This is a genomic window from Dyadobacter sp. 22481 (assembly GCF_052044875.1).
Lineage (GTDB): Bacteria > Bacteroidota > Bacteroidia > Cytophagales > Spirosomataceae > Dyadobacter > Dyadobacter endophyticus.
Map to the genome: position 1 here is coordinate 543,009 of NZ_JBQENV010000001.1, position 21,227 is coordinate 564,235.

General features: G+C 50.4%; 20 protein-coding genes. 10 read left to right on the forward strand and 10 right to left on the reverse strand.

Annotation, left to right across the window (positions count from 1 at the left end):
- Positions 1-4: 4 nt before the first annotated feature.
- Both ACTJJJ_RS01945 and ACTJJJ_RS01950 read right to left on the reverse strand, forming a co-directional pair.
- Positions 5-469: a hypothetical protein gene (locus ACTJJJ_RS01945; RefSeq protein WP_440701299.1), complete on the reverse strand. Its 465-nt coding sequence runs from the start codon at positions 467-469 to the stop codon at positions 5-7.
- Between the two features lie 406 nt (positions 470-875).
- Positions 876-2,096, reverse strand: a complete 1,221-nt coding sequence (locus ACTJJJ_RS01950; protein WP_188931236.1) for a PQQ-dependent sugar dehydrogenase — start codon at positions 2,094-2,096, stop codon at positions 876-878.
- Between the two features lie 182 nt (positions 2,097-2,278).
- On the opposite strand from ACTJJJ_RS01950, the gene ACTJJJ_RS01955 reads away from it, so the two are divergent.
- Both ACTJJJ_RS01955 and ACTJJJ_RS01960 read left to right on the forward strand, forming a co-directional pair.
- Positions 2,279-2,851 carry a Crp/Fnr family transcriptional regulator gene (locus ACTJJJ_RS01955; protein ID WP_188932294.1) on the forward strand — a complete coding sequence of 191 codons (573 nt, stop codon included), beginning with the start codon at positions 2,279-2,281 and terminating at the stop codon, positions 2,849-2,851.
- A gap of 66 nt (positions 2,852-2,917) precedes the next feature.
- Positions 2,918-3,367 (forward strand): carboxymuconolactone decarboxylase family protein, encoded by a 450-nt coding sequence (locus ACTJJJ_RS01960; protein ID WP_440701300.1) that lies wholly within the window; start codon positions 2,918-2,920, stop codon positions 3,365-3,367.
- Between the two features lie 57 nt (positions 3,368-3,424).
- On the opposite strand, the gene ACTJJJ_RS01965 is transcribed toward ACTJJJ_RS01960, so the two are convergent.
- Positions 3,425-3,907: an energy transducer TonB gene (locus ACTJJJ_RS01965; RefSeq protein WP_440701301.1), complete on the reverse strand. Its 483-nt coding sequence runs from the start codon at positions 3,905-3,907 to the stop codon at positions 3,425-3,427.
- Between the two features lie 79 nt (positions 3,908-3,986).
- Here ACTJJJ_RS01965 and ACTJJJ_RS01970 point away from each other — a divergent pair, with 79 nt between their 5' ends.
- From ACTJJJ_RS01970 to ACTJJJ_RS02000, 7 genes are all read left to right on the forward strand, one after another.
- Positions 3,987-4,355 carry a glyoxalase superfamily protein gene (locus ACTJJJ_RS01970; protein ID WP_440701302.1) on the forward strand — a complete coding sequence of 123 codons (369 nt, stop codon included), beginning with the start codon at positions 3,987-3,989 and terminating at the stop codon, positions 4,353-4,355.
- A gap of 28 nt (positions 4,356-4,383) precedes the next feature.
- Positions 4,384-4,770, forward strand: coding sequence for a DUF1801 domain-containing protein (locus ACTJJJ_RS01975; protein ID WP_440701303.1), 387 nt, complete (start codon positions 4,384-4,386; stop codon positions 4,768-4,770).
- A 294-nt stretch (positions 4,771-5,064) separates the two neighbouring features.
- On the forward strand, positions 5,065-6,270 hold the full coding sequence (locus tag ACTJJJ_RS01980) for a hypothetical protein (RefSeq protein ID WP_188931226.1): 1,206 nt from the start codon (positions 5,065-5,067) through the stop codon (positions 6,268-6,270).
- A gap of 84 nt (positions 6,271-6,354) precedes the next feature.
- Positions 6,355-7,482, forward strand: a complete 1,128-nt coding sequence (locus ACTJJJ_RS01985) for a hypothetical protein (RefSeq protein ID WP_440701304.1) — start codon at positions 6,355-6,357, stop codon at positions 7,480-7,482.
- A gap of 210 nt (positions 7,483-7,692) precedes the next feature.
- Positions 7,693-8,418: a hypothetical protein gene (locus ACTJJJ_RS01990; protein WP_440701305.1), complete on the forward strand. Its 726-nt coding sequence runs from the start codon at positions 7,693-7,695 to the stop codon at positions 8,416-8,418.
- Between the two features lie 121 nt (positions 8,419-8,539).
- Complete coding sequence (locus ACTJJJ_RS01995) at positions 8,540-9,862, forward strand: T9SS type A sorting domain-containing protein (protein WP_440701306.1); 1,323 nt, start codon at positions 8,540-8,542, stop codon at positions 9,860-9,862.
- A 218-nt stretch (positions 9,863-10,080) separates the two neighbouring features.
- Entirely contained in the window at positions 10,081-10,773 is a 693-nt protein-coding gene (locus tag ACTJJJ_RS02000) for a response regulator (RefSeq protein ID WP_440701307.1), read from the forward strand.
- A gap of 9 nt (positions 10,774-10,782) precedes the next feature.
- Here the strand turns inward: ACTJJJ_RS02000 and ACTJJJ_RS02005 are convergent, their stop codons facing one another.
- From ACTJJJ_RS02005 to ACTJJJ_RS02025, 5 genes are all read right to left on the reverse strand, one after another.
- Entirely contained in the window at positions 10,783-13,917 is a 3,135-nt protein-coding gene (locus ACTJJJ_RS02005) for a ligand-binding sensor domain-containing protein (RefSeq protein ID WP_440701308.1), read from the reverse strand.
- A 163-nt stretch (positions 13,918-14,080) separates the two neighbouring features.
- Complete coding sequence (locus tag ACTJJJ_RS02010; protein ID WP_440701309.1) at positions 14,081-15,136, reverse strand: fatty acid desaturase; 1,056 nt, start codon at positions 15,134-15,136, stop codon at positions 14,081-14,083.
- An 85-nt stretch (positions 15,137-15,221) separates the two neighbouring features.
- Positions 15,222-15,413 (reverse strand): cold-shock protein, encoded by a 192-nt coding sequence (locus tag ACTJJJ_RS02015; RefSeq protein ID WP_188931215.1) that lies wholly within the window; start codon positions 15,411-15,413, stop codon positions 15,222-15,224.
- An 82-nt stretch (positions 15,414-15,495) separates the two neighbouring features.
- On the reverse strand, positions 15,496-16,911 hold the full coding sequence (locus tag ACTJJJ_RS02020; protein WP_440701310.1) for a tetratricopeptide repeat protein: 1,416 nt from the start codon (positions 16,909-16,911) through the stop codon (positions 15,496-15,498).
- A 76-nt stretch (positions 16,912-16,987) separates the two neighbouring features.
- Positions 16,988-17,344 (reverse strand): winged helix-turn-helix transcriptional regulator, encoded by a 357-nt coding sequence (locus tag ACTJJJ_RS02025; RefSeq protein ID WP_188931211.1) that lies wholly within the window; start codon positions 17,342-17,344, stop codon positions 16,988-16,990.
- A gap of 121 nt (positions 17,345-17,465) precedes the next feature.
- On the opposite strand from ACTJJJ_RS02025, the gene ACTJJJ_RS02030 reads away from it, so the two are divergent.
- Positions 17,466-18,377 (forward strand): ClpXP adapter SpxH family protein, encoded by a 912-nt coding sequence (locus tag ACTJJJ_RS02030; protein ID WP_440701311.1) that lies wholly within the window; start codon positions 17,466-17,468, stop codon positions 18,375-18,377.
- Here the strand turns inward: ACTJJJ_RS02030 and ACTJJJ_RS02035 are convergent, their stop codons facing one another.
- Positions 18,378-19,304 (reverse strand): DUF3078 domain-containing protein, encoded by a 927-nt coding sequence (locus ACTJJJ_RS02035; RefSeq protein WP_440701312.1) that lies wholly within the window; start codon positions 19,302-19,304, stop codon positions 18,378-18,380.
- Between the two features lie 721 nt (positions 19,305-20,025).
- The gene (locus ACTJJJ_RS02040; RefSeq protein WP_440701313.1) at positions 20,026-21,189 is read right to left on the reverse strand and encodes a hypothetical protein; all 1,164 of its coding nucleotides are present in this window, start codon (positions 21,187-21,189) and stop codon (positions 20,026-20,028) included.
- Between the last annotated feature and the right edge of the window lie 38 nt (positions 21,190-21,227).

Here is a 21,227-nt window from a genome sequence, read left to right on the forward strand (position 1 = left end):
CACATCAAACGTAGTTCTGGCGATGATCTTCCGGTTCCAGTCTTTCCGATTGTGCCGAAAGATCATCCGTCATTTGCGCCATTTGTTTCCGATGCTGTCGAAGCAACGAAAGGTTAAGATTAGAACCATCGACCAGCGCAAATAATGTTTCGTATTCTGCGATTATCTGCCGGTGCACGTTGACGATTTTACCCATTGCCAGCTCTACATTGCCTTTTACGTCCACAACCATGGTAGCTCCGGTATCGGGGCGTGTGATACAAACATCCTGCATGCAGCATTTGAGCGCGTCGTACAGATTAGCCATTTCTTTCTTCAACACAGAGCAAATCATGTAATCACGGCTCAACAGCTTCCGCATCCGGAACGGGATTTCATGGCGCATGGCAAGCGTCAGCGTCAGTTGCAGGGTCTTATACAGACGCCAGATCTTGATAACCTGTTTAACAATGGGCTTCACGTTTTCCATAACAGTCAGTGTTTGAGAGCAATCAGCAATAAGTGTACCAAAGTCCTGCTCCCTTACGGCAGTGCCCCTATTCCGACTGGCTTTCCGGTTCGTATTCCCAGCGCGCAATATCTTCTTCCGGGAAAAAGTACTGCTCCTTGCGTGGAATTTCTGTCTCGGCAATTTCCTGAAAGCCCTGATCTTTCCTGTAAACGCCTCTGCGCCTGATGCCCTGAAGGTCGGTGAATATAACTTGTGACTTGTCGTCCGCTGGTGTCCATGGTATTTTTTGTTCTGATTTGGTCAGCTTATGGATAAAATCTGTGCCAGATTGCTGTCACAACAAAACACCCGTCGCATGACAACGCTGTTGCCGGTGCGACGGGTGATGGGTCGGTTTGCTATTCCGGGAGAATGCTCCTGAAAATTACTTTTTACCGATTTTATATAGTCTTCCCTGGTCCGTAACGGCGTAAAGCGCTCCGTCGTGGCCTTCGGTAATGTCCCTGAAACGCTGGTTTTCGCCGGAAAGAAGTCGTTCTTCGCCGACGACCTTATTGTCTTTGATCACGATCCGGCAAACGTGCATGCCGCTGAGGGAGGAGATGAACAGGTTATTTTTCCATTCGGGTATTTGCTTGCCGTCGTAGAATGTGATACCACTCGGGGAAATAACGGGGTCATAATAGTACACCGGTTGTTCCATTCCTTCTTTTTGCTGAATCACATCGCCAATCTGCTTGCCGCTGTACTCAATTCCGTAGGTGATGGTTGGCCAGCCGTAGTTCTTGCCTGGCAATACGCGGTTGATCTCGTCACCACCTCTTGGGCCGAATTCGGTTTCCCACAAATCGCCCGTAACCGGATTGATCGCCAGACCCTGAACGTTGCGGTGTCCGTATGAATACAGTTCGGGGCGTGCATTTTCCTTGCCAATGAACGGGTTTCCTTTGGCAGGTTTTCCGTCCGTGGTAATGCGGATTACCTTGCCCAGTCCGGAGTTGAGGTCCTGCGCTTGCGGGCGTGTAACGAGGTCGGAGCGCTCCCCGGTCGATACGAACAGGTTTCCGTCCTTCGCAAATTTCACGCGGCCGCCGTAGTGGAGCGTACCTTTATAGGCAGGAGTTGCCTGATAAATAACTTTAACATTTTCCAGCTTCGTCGCGTCCGCCGAAAGTTTGCCTTTCGCCACGGCTGTGAGGTTTCCGTCAGCCAGCGGCTCTGAAAACGCCCAGTACACCATTCTGTTTTGAGCAAAAGCGGGATCAAGCGTAACGCCGAGCAGGCCACCCTGGCCGTCGCTGTTTACTTTGGGTACACCGTCAATCGGTTTCCCAACTTCGCCGGTTGCAGACACGATACGCATCGTCCCGCCCTTTTCCGTCACGATAAACTTGCCGTCGGGCAGCACTGCTATTCCCCATGGTCTTTCGAGGGAGGATGTCAGTACTTTCCCCTCATAGGGGGTTTTGGTTACGACCGAGCCGATGCGGGTTTGGCCTGCAAAAGCAGATTTGTACTCGGAGTTGGGCTTTTTGGTCTCAACGGGGGCTCCGGCCGCCGGCGCTGCCGTTTGCTGGGCGATCGAGAGCGATGGCGCAAGCGTGAGTGTGGCACCGGCAAGGAATGCGTGGATTGCAAATTTCATTTTTTCAGGAAGTTTAGTCTTAAAGCCCGGAGTTGGATACAGGGCTGTTGCGAATTTACTTATTTCAATTCACAACGAAACGCCAAGGCCGGAAGAAAACATTTTCGGGCCCGGGTGTTTAAAGGGTTTATGCGCGCATTATTGTGGCTATTTTTACCCCGCACAACAACGGAAGCACGCTTATGCAGGAACTGATTACCCATATTGCCCGATATTCTTCGGTAAAGCCCGGGCAACTCGACGCGATCGGGGGTTTCTTTGTGAGGCGGTCCTTTGAAAAAAAGGAGTTGCTGCTCGAAGAAGGACAGCGTTGTCATGAGAAGTTTTTTATCGTGAAAGGATGTGTTCATTTGCTGTACCTACGGCAGAATGGCGTGGAACAAACCATTGATTTCGCACTGGAAAACTGGTGGACTACTGATTTTATGGCATTTCAGGATGGTGGCACTGCGCAATTTTCCATCCGCGCCATCGAAGCAACCGAAGTATTGGCTATTTCCGCCGCGCAACAACGAGAACTGCTATCGGCATTTCCTGAACTTAACGAGTACTTTCATCTCGTATTCCAGCGGGCGTATGCGGCTTCGCAAATGAGGGTGCGTAAGATGTACGATCTGTCGAAGGAGGATTTGTACCGGGATTTTAGCAAAAAATATCCGGCCTTCCTGCAAAGGGTACCGCAATACCTGATGGCCTCGTTCCTGGGTTTTACCCCCGAGTACCTCAGTGAGATCCGGAAGAAATACCTTTCTTAAACCAGTTTAAGAAGTTCCTCCGCATGGCTGACGAATTTTGTAGCACAAAACAAAACAATGTCAATCATGCAAAAAGTTGTCAAACACCGCCTGGATGTCTGGAAGGAAGAACCCCAATACTGGACGCACATGTCTGCCATCGAAAAACGCGTATACGCATCATCCGTTCCCCGGAGCCTGATCGAGCTCATCAAGATCCGCGCTTCACAGATCAATAAATGTGCCTATTGTATCGATTACCACACCGCTGAGGCTTTGCAAATCGGCGAATCTGCCCGGAGGATATTTGCGCTTTCGGCCTGGAAAGAAAGCCCGCTGTTCACCGAGGCCGAAAGGAGTGTGCTTCAACTGACCGAAGAGATCACGCACATTTCGGTCGACGGCCTTTCCGACGAAACCTATGAACGTGTCAAAACGCATTTCACGACCAGCGAGATCGGCGATCTGATCATTTGCATCAGCCACATTAACTTTCTGAATCGCGTTGGTATTTCTACGAGGACGGTTGCGTTGTAGGAGGGAAATGTGGGTTAATAATCGGCCGAAAGCATGCGGAATGTATGTTTTCGGCTTTTAGTTGATATTAAATAAGATGGGTAGATTGTATTTGACCCTGACAATTTTGTTAGACTGTCTGGCTGGTTTCCATTTGGGCATTAACCCCACTATTCGCACCGCTTCTTCGTCACACCCGAATCCAAGCCCTTTCAAAACGGTGATATCGCTGATCTCGCCTGTTTCTTTTACCAGAAAACTCACAAATACCCTCCCCGAAATCCGGGCGTTTTTCGCCTTTCGAGGCATACGAAGGTTGGCTTCAATAAATTTGTACATTGCATGAGTCCCGCCGGGGTATTCCGGCTGTCGCTCGACGGGCCCAAAGACCTTCTCTTGTGAAAAATTTTCAACTTCGGGTGGATGGCGGTACAGCAAGTCCTGCAAGATGATTTCCGTGGTGATGGTGTCCTCCGGCAATGCAGGTTTGCGCGTCTGCGCGCGGGCGGTCATATAAGCGCCTAACGCGAGGACGAAGACGGTAAGTGGTAATGGCTTCATGGTAATATATAATTTAATTAAATATAATATAAAATACAATAATGCCAAAAAATGTTCCGTAAAAACTTAATATGTTGCTATGATCGTCCCGCTATTCAAAGTCACAAACATGGCCGAGGCTATCCGGTACTACACGGAGGTGCTTGATTTCGAAATGACCGACCCGAATGATAATGCCGAATCGCCGGTGGTAGACCTGGGCCGGGATGGCTGGAACATGCAACTAACTACCTCGGAAAGCGAAAGGTTGTTTGGCTCCGTAGTCTATTTTTGGGTGGAAGATGTGGATACATTGTTCGCGAAGTACATAGGGCGGGGGCTTGACATTTCGCTCAGGGCCGGCTCGAAGGTGCATCAGGGACCGGTGGACCAGACCTGGGGCCGGAGGGAGTTTTATGTCACGGATGCGGACGGCAACACGATCCGGTTTTGTAAACTTATCGAGTAATTTTTTGTCAATCATAACTTTCCCGGTCATGCCGCTTAATAACGACGTTACCCGATTTCTGGATGAATTGCATCACCCGCTCAGGCAGGAGATCGAAGCGCTGCGCCTCATTATTTTGCAGGCAAATGCATTGCTGGAAGAAAATATCAAATGGAATGGCCCCAACTACTCAATAGGCCCTGAAGACAGGGTCACGATGAGAATCCAACCTCCCAAGCAAATCCAGCTCGTTTTTCACCGTGGCGCGAAGGTGAAGGAGCAGCCGAAAGGCAGGCTGATACAGGACGCGTCCGGCCTGCTCGTTTGGAGGGAAAACGACCGGGCGATCGCTTCTTTTAAGCATATGGAGGCCGTGAAGGCGGGAGAGCAGACGCTGGCCGCCATTGTGCGGAACTGGATTGCGGCGACGGTTTAGTGAATTTCTGACGTAGAGATACTTCTATAATATTTTTTTGCTTCTATCGGCCTTTTCTGGCCCATTTCACCTCATTTTTTACCGGTTTACCATTCAGGCAGGTGTAAACACGTGTTTTTCAAAACAGGTGTTTGTAGTCGTTTTTGAAGAATTATTTCTACGAACCTTTGTCAGGCAAAAGCTTTTGTAAAGTGGAGATCAGCAACCACTCGAAAAAACGGGCTTACCTGTAAAGGCATTATTACGGGGACGGATCCTGCACGTCTTAAAAAAGGGGATTATTCATACGTCACAATGAGCGATTTTCTAGATTTACAAAACGGCTGGTACAATGGTTTGATCCAGGGTTTAGGCCAGAGTAAGGACTCTTTTCAGATCATTCAGCCAGCACCTCCGATTGCGAGTGGTACTGCCGCAAACCCGACTTTCTGGGCTTACTACAACAATATCCCTCCCAAATCATTGACCGCACAGTTTGTTGCCAGCGGCGGTAACCAGTTCTATAACAATTACAGAGGCTTGCTTTCGGCGCTGGAGGCTTCGCGGACTATCAATGTGAGAAAGGATATCGGGGACGAGAATTTTCTCGCATGGCAGGCTTATGTGCAAAAACAGCCTACGCCAAGTATGAACCAGATCCCCACGATGTTCAGAAACTGGGCGATGTTCAACGCGCCGGACGTGGCCAATATCGGTTCTTCCGACTATGCAGCTATTCTGCTTGACCCGATCGCTACCGCACAGAACGAACTTACATTGGTGTACACCACGCCTCAAGGTCTGCCGATCAACTTCGACTGGCAACTGAACTATGCCGATATGGTAAACCAATTGGCAAACGCTCCTTCACGTTCGTTCTCGTTCGACAGCAGTACGATGGACAAAAATGTAAGCAGCTCCTGGGCAGGCGGCTCGACCTCGGGTTTCTTCGGCCTGTGGGGCGGCAGCAGCTCTACCTCGACGCTCAGCGAGCAATTCGCTTCCAGCCGCATTCAGCTCGAAGCGAAATTTGAGCACCTCCTCGTGTTGCCCAACACACCGGGCGCATGGTATTATTCTTCGGCGATGGGTCTGGCATTTGCCAACAAAACCGGCAGCCCATGGAGAGACAAGGCACCCATTAATTGGAACAATACGTTTGGCACAGATGGTAACATGCAATACTTCTCCGCGAACGTGATCGTGGCGTCGGGTATGTCCATCACCATTACTTCGAATGCCAAGTATTCTTCCGTTGATCAGCAGACGATTACATCCAGCGGCTCGTCCGGTTTCTGGCCGTTCTATTCGGGCGATAGCGGCAGCACGTCGACCAACCGCGTCACATTCAACAAGGACAACAATATGACCATCACTACCAGCAGTATTCCGGGGGTACCGGTTGTGCTGGGTGTGAACGTATTGTCAGCCGGAGAATTTGTGGGCCACTCTGCGGACCTGGGCGTTTCGCTTTTCGAATCGGCCAAAGCATTCGTTCCGAACAGCCTGGCTACTGCTTAGTGTTTTCTTTGGAAGGCTGGGTAAGACCAGCCTTCTTCTTTTGATTTTACCCATGTGGAAGGAAACCATTATTCAGGAAGCAAAATGATAACTATCACCGATACCCCTACCGAAGCGATGACCGCCGTGACCGACGGGTGGTATAATCAGTTGGCGGCCAGTCTGAACCTGTCGATCCGGCATTTCCAGTTGCTGCAACCTCCGGCGGTACCCACGGGCGACCAGGCTCTTTGGGATTCCTTCAATGTCGTTCCACCCGTCACGCTCAAATACAATCGCTGGCTTTATCAGCAGCCAACGTTTTTCAGCCAGTACGCGGCGGTGGTGAATGGGCTTTCGTTCCCCGAAAGCGATTTTGTGGAGGACATCGGTGCCGACACCTATGTGCAATGGCAGGCTTACCTTAAAACCATCACGCCCCCTCCGCCCGCCAATACCTTACCGACCGTGTGGTTTCAGTGGGCAATGGTGAATGCGCCGGATGTAGCCAACATCGGGCGCTCCGACCTTTCCACTCAACTGCTGATCGAAGGCGCGCAGGCGCTTTTGCAGCCCTATGAAGGGCCAAATGCCAAACCAGCGGATTTTTTGCCTACTTTTTCGGATCTGAAAAACACCCTCCGGGCTTCTTCCGGGGCAAGCTTCTCCTTCGACTCGACCCACGACGACCCGGATGTTTCCAATTCCTGGGTGCCCGGCGATGACCCTAATTATTTCGGAATATGGACGGGCAGTTCGGCGGCCTTTCATGTGAGCAGGAAGTTCGCATTGAGCAAGATCACCGTTTCCGCCCAGTTCGACCATGTCGCAACCGTCGCGGTCACGCCAGGGCAATGGTACAATTCCTTCCTGCTGCACCAGGCATGGGCATCGCCGTGTACTCCGCCGTGGATCGACAGTGCCGACTGGCAGGCCTACTTCGGGGCTACCGGAAGCTTTACCCATGCTGTGGGCTCCCTGTTTGCCGCCGACGGCATTACGCTTACCCTTACTTCTGATGCAGACTTTACCCCGGCCGAACAGGTGATCATTAAAGGCCTGGCAGCGGTGGGTGACTGGCCCGTTTACTGCCCTATATCGTCGTCGGTATTTTCCAACAGCATTGCAACCGGGCCCGGATCACTGGTGATACGGTTCAAATCTGCACCGGGGAATCCGGTCATTTTAGGCCTTAACGTTTTTGATATCCGGAGTTACGTGGGGGCTGGTTAGGGAATAACTAGTTAAAAAGTCTAATGTCTGCATATCTTCGGGGTGCAGACTTTTTTTCGTTGTATCCAGCTATTGCAAAATAGTATTTATGCTACTTTGTAGGGCTTGATCTACGATAACTATTTCGTATGTCGACAGATTGAAGTAATCCTGCGATTGTAGATTTGTTCTGTTTCAAACTCAACCATAGTTCCACAAACAAATCACTTCATGAAAACAATTCGACTCTTTTCAGCACTGGCGATTGCCATGACGGTGGCAACCGGTGCTGCCACTTTCGGTCAGGTGAAGATCGGCTCCAATCCCACGACAATCAATCCGAACAATAACCTCGAAGTTGAAAGTACGGATCCTGCCAAAAAAATCAGCATTCACAAAACGACGGGCAAACTGACCATCGCTGACGGTTCCCAGGGCGATAAAAAGGTATTGACGTCCGATGCGAACGGTGTGGCTACCTGGCAAAGCCAGTCCGATCTCTCGATTCCGGTAACTGCATTCAGCGGGGCTATTACCGGGCTTGCTACGATTCCCACTTTCACAACCCATGACGAACCGGATCAGCGGCTTCCGCTTGTCCCTACGCTGGGTGCGGCAGGCTGGAACGCATCTACCAAACGGTATACCGTTCCCGTGGATGGTACTTACTCCGTGCAAGTTGGATTGTCGTGTATCAGCACAACGGGTGCCGGCGTAACGCTCTGGACAAGGATATGGGTAGTATCGGAAAATGGCGGTCCGATTTTCAAGGGAGCCAGCCCGATGGGCCTGACAGCCGGGGACTGGCAATCCGTGGTTTACACGGGGAAATTAACAGCAGGTGACGGAATCTCGCTGGAAGGGTACACGATGCAAACCGATGGAAATCCGCCAGTCAATCCCATCTGGACAGGAACCTGCGGACGTGCATACATGACTGTCACCAAAATCGACTGAGACATTTGCTTCATTTCAACATGCCTGGCATGTGGTGGTGATGAAGCACGGCGGCGTGGGTATCAACACCGCGGCGCTGCAAGCATTTTCGTGATGCCTGTCATTTAACCAAGACGAAACAATGAAACAACTTTATACCAGCTCATCCAGAAGCGGATGGCGCGGCGCGGCGGTTTCTGCTGCCCTGCTTTTGCTCGGGCACCTGGCCCATGCCCAGGAAGGCAGCCAGGGAAATACGACTATTTTCGGCGGTGCTCAAATGTCATTTTTCGGCAACCACAATTTCGTTACCGGAGGAGGGGGCACCCAGCCCGGTGTGATCCTTACCGAGCGTGCAACAGGAAGCTTCGGTGTGCTGAACTTCGCCGGAGATAACCTGACGTCCGTTGGTGCTTCGGACGCGGGCTATGTGGACGGCTACGTGCGCAAGTACGGAGCGGGCACATTTGTCTTCCCTGTAGGCGACAATGGAGCTTTGGGGCAGTTTGCGGCATCCGCAGATGGGACAATGGGTGCTTATTTTCATACAGACCCTAATACCGCCGCCACAAGTAACCTATTTACAGGGGCTAACTATGCCGCGCTTCCAAATGGCGGGCCGTTCGCAACGGCCAGCGTGGGCCAGAACGTCGAGGTCGTGAGTATTATCGAATATTGGGACATTGATGGCGCAAATGCGACGCCACTGACGCTGACCTGGGACGCAGGAAGCGCCATAGCTTCGTTGACGGGGGGGAACCTTGCTAAACTCACGATCGCCGGATGGAACGGAACGCAATGGGTGGCCATTCCGTCGAAAGTGGATGTTACATCCATACTGGGTGGTAGCAGCAGCCTGGCAGAGGGGTCCATTACGACTACCTCGTCGCTGGCGCCGGATTCCTATACAGCCTATACATTTGCTTCGCTTATTCTGCCGCTTCCGGTAACGCTGACCCGCTTTGCGGCCGTTGCCGAGGGGAAAACCGCATTGCTCAGCTGGGCAACCACGGAGGAAACCAATAGCGACCGGTTCGAAGTCGAGCGAAGTGCCGACGGCAAAAAATGGGGCAAGATCGGGACGGTTGCTTCAACTGGAGAAAGTAAAGTTCTGGTCGATTACTTCTATACAGATAACGCACCTTTGACAGGACAGAACCTGTACCGGCTGAAAATGGTGGACAGGGATGATAGCTTCGCGTACAGCGCGATCCGTAATGTAGAAATCAAAGGTGAGGCCGTCAGACCATATCCGAACCCGGTGTCTGACAAACTGCTCATCGACAGTTATGTCATGGTGAAAGAAGTATCGGTAAAAAACATTGCCGGCCAATATCTTCTACAAGTGCAAAAGGTATCCAACGACGGAGTCGATGTCAGCAAGCTCACGCCCGGCGTCTATATCGTGACCTTGACCCTGTTTGACGGCACTATCAGCACACACAAAGTAGCCGTTACCCGGTAGCGCCACGCTGGCCATTGTCCGTAGAGGTGATAAAAACTCCCATTCTCCCGGGTTGTTGTATAAGCCCGGGAGATTTTTGGTATTATTACTTCGCATTCGCCGCAGGCTCCGAAATCCGTGGGCTTACCCCGGAAGAAGCTAAATTTAACTTGAAGAATATGCGAATTATTACTACAATTGCGTGTTGTTTTACGACAAACCCACTATTAGATTAGGTCATGAACATTCTTATTGTTGAAGATCATTTTTTGGTTCGAATGAGTATGAAGATCGTTTTGCAGGACCTTTACGGCCATGCAACCATCGATGAATCAGAAAGCTTTGATCATGCCGTCATCTGCGTCCGCGGCAACCCGTATGACCTGATCCTGCTCGATATCGAACTTCCCGGGGGCCAGGGGACGGCGATGATCGGAAAAATCCGCCAGTTGCAGCCGGAGGTGCCTATTCTGGTTTGCTCTGCGGCCGACGAGCAACAGAACGCGCTCGCATTCGTCGCAGCCGGTGCAAACGGGTATCTTTCCAAAACCGCCGAGCGGAGCGAGACTGTCAAAGCCATCTTAACGGTGGTCAAGAAAAGCCGTTATGTAAGCCAGGCCGTGCAGGAGAGGTTGCTCGATGTGGTGACTTACGGTAAGCAGAAACGGACACGTCCATTCGGAATCAAGAGCCTTTCGGGGCGCGAGCGAGAGATCTCGGAATTGTTGGTTGCGGGAAAATGGGTGAAGGAAATTGCCGCTCATCTCGATATTCAGTCCAATACCGTGAGTACTTACAAAGCGCGGATATTTGAAAAACTGGGTGTCGATAATGTGATTGACCTAGCGGACAAGCTCCGTGAGCAGCGACTGGCCGAGCAACGGCTCCCGGAGCAGCGGTTCCCGGAACAACGGTTCCCGGAACAGCCTTGATATGCCGGGTTAATTATGCTGCGAAAATGCACGGAACGTGAGCGTAACCCTGGTTCCCGGATCGAGCCGTTCCATCTCAATACGTTCCGTCACCGATGGCGCCAGTTCCTTGATCATCGCCAGGCCGATCCCGGTGTGCGGTGATGTAGGCGGCAATGCCTTGTCTTCCATAAACCAGGCAAGCAGCTCCTTTGAAATTCCGCGACCGGAATCTTCGATGATGAGTTGCAGGCGGCTGTTGTGTTGTGAGACGTAAGCCCGAATCTCGCCATTATCCGTGAACTTGTTGGCATTGTCGATGATGTTATGGATGATGATTTTGAGCAGTTGCTGGTGGGTATCGACAAATGTACCGGCGGGGATCAGGTTCAGGAATGTGTTTGAATTGATTCTGGTGTTTTTACCGTAGAGCTGCATATTTTCTTCGAGCAGTTCGTGCAGCGCCACTGTTTCACTCTTGGGTTCGTGATTGTAGACCTGGATCTTTACATAGGCCAGCAGGTCTTCCAGGGAGCCCTTTACCATGCGCAGGGCATCTTCTATGTTTTTGCCAAAAAGCGACACCATGTCGAACTGTTGTCGTTCGATCATTTTCTGCATTTCGCCGGCTACGATGATCGCCGCGCCAAGCGGGGAGCGGACGTCATGCGCAATAGAGGCCATTAGACGGGATTGAAGGTGCATCTGGCTGAGTAGCTCGTTTTGTGAGCTTTCCAGATCACGTAGTGTGCCCTGTAACTGGCTGGTACGTTCGCTGATCTGGAGTTCAAGGAGCCGGCTTCTTCGCTGGATCGAACGAATCCTGTATTTCAAGTAAAGAAACGCAGCCAGAAAGACTGCCAGCACGATCGACAAGTAAAACCACCAGGTCTGATACCAGAACGGCGGAACATCGATTTCGACAGTCTCGTAGCCGTAATTACCTGCGCCGAAACCGTTTTTTTTTCTGATATACAGGGTATACCTCCCTTTGCCCAGGCTGGAAATATTGATCGTCGCTTTGTTGGTAATGGGCGCGTCGACGTTCAGCCAGTCGGGTGGAGCAGGGGCAGTACCACGTTTCGCTAGGGCGTAGGAAAATTCAACGTTGTAGTCATTTCCGAAAAAAGGTGTATTCACCTCTAATCTCAGCTGTTTCTGGCTCTGTGTGAAGGTAATGCGCTTCCAGGGTTCCGCTACGGCTTGCTGGTCGATCTCGATGCGGTCGATGACAATCTTCTTGTCGGGCATCTCCGCCGACGTCTGCTCCGGGTTGAACCAGACCAGTCCATTCATGGAAGGCAGCGACACTATTCCGGAAGGCAGCCGGAGGGCACAGGGCTGGCACCCTCCATTGAATTCATTGCTATTAAACCCGTCGATTTTCGAATAGTGGTGATAATAGAGGTCTGTTGGCTTATCGGCGTAGTTCAGTAAGTCCTTCTTTAAGATCTGGAACAAGCCCCGGTTCGTAGGAATCCATAAAAAACCCTTATCGTCTTCGACAATGCAATGCGAGTTGGCGAGATAACCCTTCCGGTCGGGCGGAAAGCGGGTTAGTTTTCCATCTTTCAGAAGAAAAAAGCCATCCTTATAAGTCGTTAGCCAGATCTCGGATTGGTTTTGAGAGATATGCAGGCTTCGTATATAAATACCTTCCAGTCCCTTGATCGCCGATATCTTCTTGGTTCTTTTTGAAATCCGGAAAAGCCCCCGACGGGTACCAACCCAGAACGTGTCGGCCGATTGCTCTACCAGCCACGATATGTCGATGAGAGGTCCTTTTAAAAACAAATCGGGGTGGCTGTTCCTTGTGAAGGGAGCGCGCATCGAGAAGAGGCCTTCGGTACTGGTTGCTATCCAGATCGTTCTATCGGGACCCTGGTAAAGTTGGGTGATTTCGGAGGGCAGTGTCCAGGCCAGTTTAATAACAGACCCATCTGGCTCGAACAGCATCAGTTTTTTTGCGAGTTTACACCAGATAAAGCCGTTGTCATCTCTTAGAATGCTGGACTTGTCCCAGAACACGCTGCTTGTTATCAGGGGAAGCTGCCGGCTCGTGGTGTTTCCGGAATCATTTGTCGTGTAGGCGATCCCCTGGTTGGATAATACTGTGTTTTTGTTAATCAGCGCTTGTCCGTAGTAGACCTGGTCGGTACCGGGGTAGGGGGATGCCAGGGTTGTAAACCTTTTTCTGGTAAGCACGAAAAGGCCGCTGAGTTGCGTGCCGAGGAAGATGCGGTGGGTGTTGGGGTCGTAATGAATGGCTAATACTTGTTCTTTCTCGAAATCAAATCCATTCAGGATCAGCTCGGAGTTTAAATCTCCGTTTTGTTCGCGTCTGATCCGGTAAACAGACTGACCCGCTCGTATAAACGTCTGGTTCATGGCGTTGTTCCAATACAGCTCGTATTTGCCCTGCCGGTATAAAAGTTCATTGGTTAATGCGCCTTTCAAAACGGCTGGCCGGGCACTGAACGGGCCCGAATCGGTGGTAAACAGGTGGAGTTTTCCATTTTTGAGATGGTAGAAACAGTTATCCAGCCAAAAGAAATGCCAGGGGCCTTCATCAACCCACCTGACCCGCCCTTTGCTCTTTTTTTTCTCGAAATATTCAAGCGCAGTACCGTTGAAAACAAAAAAGCGGTCGCCTCCGGCCGGGTACACAGCGTAGTTCGGGAACGGGTTTCCATAGTAGAGCCTCGGATGCCGCTCCATAATATGTCCGTCGCCTTTGTCCGGGTATCGAAATGGCTGCTGTTTGATAAACTGATGCAAAACAGTGTCTATCGCGGCCTTGCCCTGATGGACATGTATGAAGTTCCATTCATTGTTCAGCGCAAAAAAACCAGCGGGTTTTGGGCGGGGATCGATGTTGAACATGCCTATACTGGCAGAGGAATAGGTCTTTCCGAAATTCTCGAAAATTTTAAAATTCTTACCGTCGAACCGGGCGAGGCCACGCTCGGTCGAAAGCCACACGTACCCCAGTTCGTCGCGGGCGATGGCGTAAACGCTATTTTGGGGCAGGCCGTCTTCATCGGTGTAATGTTCGATGCGAAACTCCTGTAACCAGGGAGGCTGTGTTCTCTGAGACCAGGTAAGGACTGAATTGCAGAATAGGAGAAGCAGCAAAAGACAGACGGAACGGGCGCTTTTATTCACTGAGGATGCTTATGCGTATACAATAGTCGACAATATAGAAATTGTTCTACGCATTTCGATGAAATACACGGGAATAACTGTTCAGAAAAGCGCGCGCGATAATTCTATTGTAGTGTAAATACTACAAATTGTCGACACAATGCGGGTGTAGGCTTATTGTTTTTCAGGCTTCGGCATGATTTGCCGTATTTTGCAATGCCTCGCGATAGGGGGATTCGTATAGTTTGTAGAACTGCTCTTTCGAATCATGGTAGCTGGATATCGCGCCGAGCGTATTCATCATTTTGATGTAGTACCATGCCATATCCACCTGGTGAGGTTTAAAACCGCTACGGGCACTTTTCGGGAAAAGATGGTGGTTGTTATGCCATTCGCCGGCAACGATCCCCGGCCAAAGCTGGTTGATCGACTTGTCGCTTTGATTAAAGTCGGTTCCTGGGCGTTGCTTATCCTGGCCTTTTCCGTGCCCTTCATAATTAAATGTACGCACACCAACCGCCCAGAAGCCGGCGGCGCCGAACAACGTGCAGGCCAGTGCGTGGCCACCGAGCAGGAAGAAAGCCGCATACCAGAACGACCAGTTGAGCAGCCAGTAGAGCATAGCTCGTCCCGGGTGCTGGTAGGAGCCCCACGATAGGTATTGCTGATAAGAATTGGCTATAACGCCCGTATGCTTCATGAGCGATTTCACGCGGTTATAGTCGTTTTCGCTAAGATCCGTTGCGATTGGCTGATGGTTCACGTCGGCCAGGAAGCAATAAAGGAAACCCGCCTCGGCATTGTACGGATCGCCGGGTTGGTCGGATTTGGCGTGGTGTACGTGGTGCGAAATCACGTAGATCTCTTCCGGGATCATACAAACCGTAAGATTTTGGGTAAAGAAACGCCAGAAGCGGTTCTTGAACTTGTATGCGCCGTGTGTGCAATAGCGATGGTGCCAGATGGTGCCATGCGTGCCCATAATGAACATGCTGTACACGAATGCCGCCAGCAGCAACCAGAGACTGAAAAATTTGAAAATAAAAAGTGCCAGGAAAGGCACCATACAAAGCACTTTCACCCAGCTCATCAGCGAGAGCCAGTTCCTCTTATCCCGCACAATGTTCAGCCGTTTGAAGAATTCGGCAAAAATCTGACCAGGACGTGGTTTGATCAGATTTCCCTGTTTATCTTGCCATCCGTACGAAGGCCGGCGCAGTACAATGTCGATAAATGCCATAAAGGATGGGTGTTAATGCTCGATTTTTAAATAAAAAATCCTCCCAAATAAGGAGGATTTATCTGTTGTCGTATAAAGTGACCGCTTAAACCAACGTAACGTTGACAGCATTCAGTCCTTTCCGGCCATTCTCAACTTCATAAGTTACAAGGTCGTTTTCACGAACATTGTCTTTCAGACCTGATGTGTGTACAAAAATGTCATCTCCTCCATCTTCAGGAGAAATGAAACCGAAACCTTTCGTTTCATTAAAAAATTTGACCCTACCCTTGTTCATACTTTTACTATTTTGTTAAGCTTCAAAGGTAGAATAAAATGTTTGATGTTGTTACGGAAATAAAATATAAAAAATCAAATGTTCATTTGACTACCTGGCTAATCAGTAATTCGTAGCGCTGGTCATACAAATCGCCCGACAACCAGTCCCTGACAATGTATTTGAAAAACAACATCGGCGGTTCGTGTTTGTCGATCGCCGCCTGGAAGCAGACCACGGCCGTCGCGGTTTCGCCGATCGAGGCATTTACAATGCCCATGTCATAATTGGCAACGACGCTGGTTTTACCCAGCGATGACATTTGCGTGAGAATATCTCTCGCACTGTCGGTTTCTCCCGACAATCCGAAGAGTACGCCGCAGGCGCTCAGTGTAATGCCGTTGTAGTTGATTTCCAAAGCGGTTTCAAGGGCATCCTGGGCGGAGGGGTAGTCTTTTAGCGTGATCAGGTTCAGGCCGGTGATCATATGGCCGCCCCAGAAAGAAGGGTCCAGCGCCACAAGCCTGCGTCCCTGCCCGACGGCCAGGTCGAACTTGGCTGAAACCCAGTATACATAGGCTGCGTAGAAATTGTTGATCAGTGAAAACGGTTCGAGCGATAGGGCCTGTGCCGCTTCGGCTTCTGCCTCGGCTGGCCGATCGGTAAGGGCCAGATACAGTGCGTGTTGTCCGTGAAGGTCGGCTGTATTCCAGTTCAGGTCCAATGCCTTTTGGAACGACGCCGAGGCGGCGGCGAAGTCCCATTCGTACAGCATTTGCATGCGTGCGAGCGCGAGGTAACTTTCGGCAATGCCGTCGTCCAGCGCCAGTGCCTGTTCGGTAGCTTCCTTCATCAGCGGCAAGGCTTTCGCGGCCGGAAGATGCCGGTAAAACCACATGTTCAAATAGCAGGAAGCAATGCCGGAGTAGGCTATCGCGTAAGACGGGTCGATTTCCAGGGCAGCCTGGAAATAGCCGATGGCCCGATGGTTGTCATCGCTGCCGCCGAACTTATTGTGGTAGAACCGCGCGCGGAGGTAAAGCTGGTAAGCTTCCTTATTATGCGTATACCGCTTGAAAGCAATTCCGGGTTCCTCGCCCAGCAGTTCGATCTTGACGGAACCCAGAATGGCCTGTGCTATTTCTTCCTGAACGTCAAATATGTCTTCCAATGCCCTGTCATACTTTTCAGACCAGACCTGCAAGCCATCTTCGGCCTTCACAAGCCTTGCGGTGATCAGCAACTGGTCACCGGACGTTTGCAAGCTGCCGTCCAGAACAAAACCGACCTGCAACTGCGCGCCGATCCATTGCGGGTTGTCATGATGGCCCTTAAAAGTAAAAGACGAAGTTCTCCCGGCCACCTGCAAACCCGGTACACGACTCAACACATTGATGATTTCTTCGGTGACACCATCGCTGAAATACTCCTCTTCGGGATCATTGCTCAGATTCGTAAATGGCAGGACAGCAATGGATATTTGCGCGGATGGGCGGTTAGGATGATTTTTTTCGTTCATGACGGAAGCGTATGGGTCGGCTAATGTAAATACCGGTTTTCAAAAATGCTGAAAATTCTTTCTGGTTAAACATGCCTCACGCCACTACGCCGTTGCGATACACCATGCCCCAGCTGGCTATTTCGTTGATAATCGGTTCAACAGATCTGCCGTATTCGGTGAGCTCGTATTCTACGGTTACCGGCTTCGTGTCGAGTACGCGGCGGGTGATCAGCCGGTTCATTTCCATATCATTCAGTTCTTTGGAAAGCATCTTGGCGGCAATTCCGTCCACCTCTCTCATAAGGTCCATAAAACGCATTTTGTCGTTGAGAAGCAGTGTTCCCAGGATGTGAAACTTCCATTTTCCGGAAAGAATCTCCATGGTATCCTTAATAGCGAGGATCCTTTTTCTGCACTGCTGGGAGGTATTGCACGATGCCTGTTTTTTCATCTTTTTTTCGCGATAGGGTTGCCTGTAAAGTTAGGAGCCGGTTTAATAGTTTCCAAGAGGTAACTGGTTACCAAAGGGAAATGGATAGCAATAGTAAACTATGCCGCCAGTATTTTCGTGTATGAAAAACAATCCATTGCTCTGCGATACCGAAAGCGGCGTTTGCGAAATGCCGTCTGCCCCTGATGAAAGTGCGCACGGTCCTGTTCAACCGGGAAACAAGCCCTTAAAAGTGCTCTATTTCACCGACCCGATCTGCTCTACCTGCTGGGGGATCGAGCCGCAGTTGCGAAAATTGAAATTGGAATACGGCCAGCTGGTCGACCTCGAATACCGGATGGGAGGCCTCTTGCCCGACTGGTCCTACAACAGCGGCGGGATCAGTAAGCCGGCGGACGTGGCGTCCCATTGGGACGAAGTGAGCCGGCACTATCAAATGCCCATTGTTGGTGATGTATGGTTGGAAGATCCCCTGCATTCGTCTTATCCGCCTTCGGTAGCATTCAAGGCGGCGCAAATGCAGGATGAGCACAAAGCGATCGCCTTTCTGCGCAGGATCAGGGAAATGGTGTTTTTAGAAAAGAAAAACATTACCAGATGGGAGCACCTTGCGGATGCTGCCAGGGACGCGGGCCTTGATGTCGGCATTTTCGAGCGAAACTGCCAAACCGATGCCGTGGCCTTATTCGACGCGGATTTGCAGCTGGCAGCCCAATGGGGCGTCCGCGGCTTTCCTACGCTCCTGATTTTCAACCGGGGAGACGAGTATGAGAAAGTATACGGTTTTAAACCCTACGAAGTGTTTGAAGCCGCGATAGCCAAAATGCATCCCGGTGCCCCGAAAAGCTGGTACAGCAAAAACTGGCAGGACCTGTTTGGCAAATATCCCACGCTCACTACCAAAGAATTTGCCGGACTGACGGGACAAAGCTTTGAAAACAGCGAAAACCAGCTCCGCATATTGCATCGGCAAGGCCTTTTCCAAGCCTGGGTCACGCCGAACGGCACTCTCTGGAAATTCGCAACTTCCTGATCAGAATGCAAACAGAAAACCGATACTAAGCGCCTGGGCGAACTGGATTTTACTGCTCTGGTCCTTATCGTAAACCAAGATCGCACCAAGGTTTACGTTGACATACTTGTTGATCTTCGCCGTCAGCTGAGCGTCCAGGCGGTTATCGATTTCCAACGGATCCCGGAAAGTGGAAAATAGCAGGTACCTGAATTTCAGGTTCATACCCTTGGCCACGTCCTTCTCGAAGTTGGCCACGAGCTGAATGAGCGCGGCTTCCGTTCGTACGCGCTTTCCAATGGGCACGCCGTAGTTTTTCTGGTCAGGCGTATTGATATACAAATCCCTGTCAATCACGATTGTCTGCCGTAATGCGCCCGGCGCGAGGTCGACGAAGAAATAGGGAGCTGGGCGGTATTCAATACCGATCGCCTCGGTGAGATAGGCCGGAGAAAGCAGTCCCGAAACCTTTTTCCTGAAAGCGACGGAATCCGTACTTGCGCTATATTCATAACCTGCCGCGAATTGCGAGAGGAAGTTGACATTGGCGAAGAAGCTCCATTTCGCCGACAACTCGCGGTTGTATTTGGTGTCGAAGAAAATACGGTCTGCATTCTTGCGGCTCTCCTGTCCCTTGTTGCGCACAATTCCGTACTGCGATTGAAAATCGTTACGCCACGAATCCTTTCCTTTCTTCGTTTCGTTCAATGCATTAAAAAATACACCGAGCGCAACGGAACTTACTCCCCCGCCTGTCCAATTGGAGCTAAATGCCCCTTGGTTGAGATTAGCGCCGAACTCGATCTTACGCCACGTTGTATCCTTGTCCGTTTTCAGGCGGGCGGCATTGATGGGATTGGAGAGGTCGACTTTGTTTTGTGCAAATGTTGTTGATAATGAGAGAATAACAGAAAAAACTACACCCGGAATTACATTCCTTGTACGCATACCCGAAAAAAGAACTGATTAACAATTGGGCGAAGATATTCGTGACGTACTTTTTTTTAAAATTTTGGCAGATAAAATTTGCTGGAGAAATTAGTGAAGACGAAGTTTAAATAAATAGTTAACTACTATTTAAGCGGCCTTCTTTCCTTTAATTAAGGCAGTTATTCCAAGTACAATAATTGCGCCTATAAAAGATGTAAGGATGCGCGAGCCGATTGAAGGAAGGCCGAGCACAGCTTCCGGGTCGTTTCCTGATACCCAACCTCCAACGAAGCCACCTATAATCCCCAGAAGTATTTGTAGCCACAATGACAACGAGAAGCGCTGAATACCTTGTCCGCGAGCTAGCCTGCCAGCGCATCGATCAGAATTGATATCAGAAGATTTGTTATGGTAATTAGTTTAGGTGAAAATTTTCTCGTCAAGGCCTTTAATAAAAGATAATAAGCCCAAGACTTTAATTATTTGATGTGATTGCTGGTTCGCAAGAATGTGTTTTTTATTGAAATGCAACAACTTACTTTGGATAATTTACACCAATGACCTATGATCAGTTTGATGGATATTTTTGAACAAAACGAATTGTAATTAGTATGATAATTCGCTTTGCTCACGCTGAAATGTGAAATTGTATTTTTGTTCAATACCTTCTACAAAATGTGCCTGATGTATTATTTGAATAGACGTAATTCTATTTATTGGACCTTCAATTGAGGTTTTCTTAAAGCCTTCCTGCGGGCAGTTTCCCGTCCTTCATTGTCGCGACCTGTTGTGGTGTAAATGCGTCGGAGTACAGCGCCGTATCGAAGTGGTAACACCGAAATAACTCCGCGATGAAATGGATGCGTTCGCGCAGGTCTGCCCAATCGATGGCGCCACTTTGGGCAACGCTGTCGGGGGTGGGGTCTATTTCAGAAAGCATCGCCAGCAAGCCTGCGCACGAGAGTTGCAGCAGGGGTGCGGGATAAGGTTTGTTGAGATCTTTGCCCAGCGAAAGACGGAGGTCGGGAGGGATCGTCAATGTCATGAGGTGTGTAGTAAGTAGTCCCCTCACAATGCCCTGTAACCGGTTCATCAATTGGTCGATGGCTGCGTCCAGCCGCGATGTTTTGCCGGTGATTTTCAGGTAAGCGAGCCGGATCCGGGCCAGCCAGCTGTCGGGAGGAAAAAAGCCGTCGATTATCTTCTTGCGGACCATTTCGATATCTACCGCTAATGTAGCATTCAGCGACGCCGCTATTTCCGGTTGCAGACGGGTCTGTTCATGAAACCCGATTTCGAGATTGGCAAGCAGCTGCAATTCAGTCCGCAACTGCGGGTCTTGCTCAAAAAAAGCCTGGTAGTAATTGGTGAAAGCCTCTTTAAGATATTGCTGTCCATTCGGCGGGTTTCCCGGCCTGAATTCCGCACAAAAGGTATCCAGCCGCTGCTGATCGAAAGCTTCATCAGGAACACACAGCGAAAAGAAACGCGCAAATTCCCAACCGATTTCTTCGAAAACCTTTCGGTTGCCACGGGCAACAGCGTCACTGATCTTATCGGTGATGCTTGCCAGCCAGGCGTTGCGAATAATACCGTGCAGCCTTTGTTCCAGACCACCATTGATTCCCAGTTCTCCGGCGACGCGCCATACCAACTTCAGCTCTTCCAATTGAGCGAGGTTCAACCGGGCCTCCATACTCCGCAGCAGGTCTTCGCGCCTGATACTCTGGCCTGCCTGCTTGGAAGCCCAGGTAGCAAACGTGCACCAGTTGGCAACCGGGCCCGTGCGGCCGATAAATGCGGTCGAAAGTTCGCAATAGCATTGCGTAATACGCAAATTGCGGATTGTCGGTTCGGCGATCGCCGAGATAGCCCGCACTTCATCCGGGGAAGGTATATGCATAACCTATGGTTTCCTTGTGAAGTTAAAAATAGCAAATC

What these genes read in the sequence shown, in the direction of transcription:
- ACTJJJ_RS01975 (WP_440701303.1), top strand. Translation starts at nt 4,384, where the DNA reads ATGCCGCTTAATAACGACGTTACCCGATTTCTGGATGAATTGCATCAC.
- ACTJJJ_RS01955 (WP_188932294.1), top strand. Translation starts at nt 2,279, where the DNA reads ATGCAGGAACTGATTACCCATATTGCCCGATATTCTTCGGTAAAGCCC.
- ACTJJJ_RS01985 (WP_440701304.1), top strand. Translation starts at nt 6,355, where the DNA reads ATGATAACTATCACCGATACCCCTACCGAAGCGATGACCGCCGTGACC.
- ACTJJJ_RS02030 (WP_440701311.1), top strand. Translation starts at nt 17,466, where the DNA reads ATGAAAAACAATCCATTGCTCTGCGATACCGAAAGCGGCGTTTGCGAA.
- ACTJJJ_RS02020 (WP_440701310.1), bottom strand. Translation starts at nt 16,911, where the DNA reads ATGAACGAAAAAAATCATCCTAACCGCCCATCCGCGCAAATATCCATT.
- ACTJJJ_RS01950 (WP_188931236.1), bottom strand. Translation starts at nt 2,096, where the DNA reads ATGAAATTTGCAATCCACGCATTCCTTGCCGGTGCCACACTCACGCTT.
- ACTJJJ_RS02000 (WP_440701307.1), top strand. Translation starts at nt 10,081, where the DNA reads ATGAACATTCTTATTGTTGAAGATCATTTTTTGGTTCGAATGAGTATG.
- ACTJJJ_RS02040 (WP_440701313.1), bottom strand. Translation starts at nt 21,189, where the DNA reads ATGCATATACCTTCCCCGGATGAAGTGCGGGCTATCTCGGCGATCGCC.
- ACTJJJ_RS02015 (WP_188931215.1), bottom strand. Translation starts at nt 15,413, where the DNA reads ATGAACAAGGGTAGGGTCAAATTTTTTAATGAAACGAAAGGTTTCGGT.
- ACTJJJ_RS02025 (WP_188931211.1), bottom strand. Translation starts at nt 17,344, where the DNA reads ATGAAAAAACAGGCATCGTGCAATACCTCCCAGCAGTGCAGAAAAAGG.
- ACTJJJ_RS01965 (WP_440701301.1), bottom strand. Translation starts at nt 3,907, where the DNA reads ATGAAGCCATTACCACTTACCGTCTTCGTCCTCGCGTTAGGCGCTTAT.
- ACTJJJ_RS01960 (WP_440701300.1), top strand. Translation starts at nt 2,918, where the DNA reads ATGCAAAAAGTTGTCAAACACCGCCTGGATGTCTGGAAGGAAGAACCC.
- ACTJJJ_RS02035 (WP_440701312.1), bottom strand. Translation starts at nt 19,304, where the DNA reads ATGCGTACAAGGAATGTAATTCCGGGTGTAGTTTTTTCTGTTATTCTC.
- ACTJJJ_RS01945 (WP_440701299.1), bottom strand. Translation starts at nt 469, where the DNA reads ATGGAAAACGTGAAGCCCATTGTTAAACAGGTTATCAAGATCTGGCGT.
- ACTJJJ_RS01970 (WP_440701302.1), top strand. Translation starts at nt 3,987, where the DNA reads ATGATCGTCCCGCTATTCAAAGTCACAAACATGGCCGAGGCTATCCGG.
- ACTJJJ_RS01995 (WP_440701306.1), top strand. Translation starts at nt 8,540, where the DNA reads ATGAAACAACTTTATACCAGCTCATCCAGAAGCGGATGGCGCGGCGCG.
- ACTJJJ_RS01990 (WP_440701305.1), top strand. Translation starts at nt 7,693, where the DNA reads ATGAAAACAATTCGACTCTTTTCAGCACTGGCGATTGCCATGACGGTG.
- ACTJJJ_RS02010 (WP_440701309.1), bottom strand. Translation starts at nt 15,136, where the DNA reads ATGGCATTTATCGACATTGTACTGCGCCGGCCTTCGTACGGATGGCAA.
- ACTJJJ_RS01980 (WP_188931226.1), top strand. Translation starts at nt 5,065, where the DNA reads ATGAGCGATTTTCTAGATTTACAAAACGGCTGGTACAATGGTTTGATC.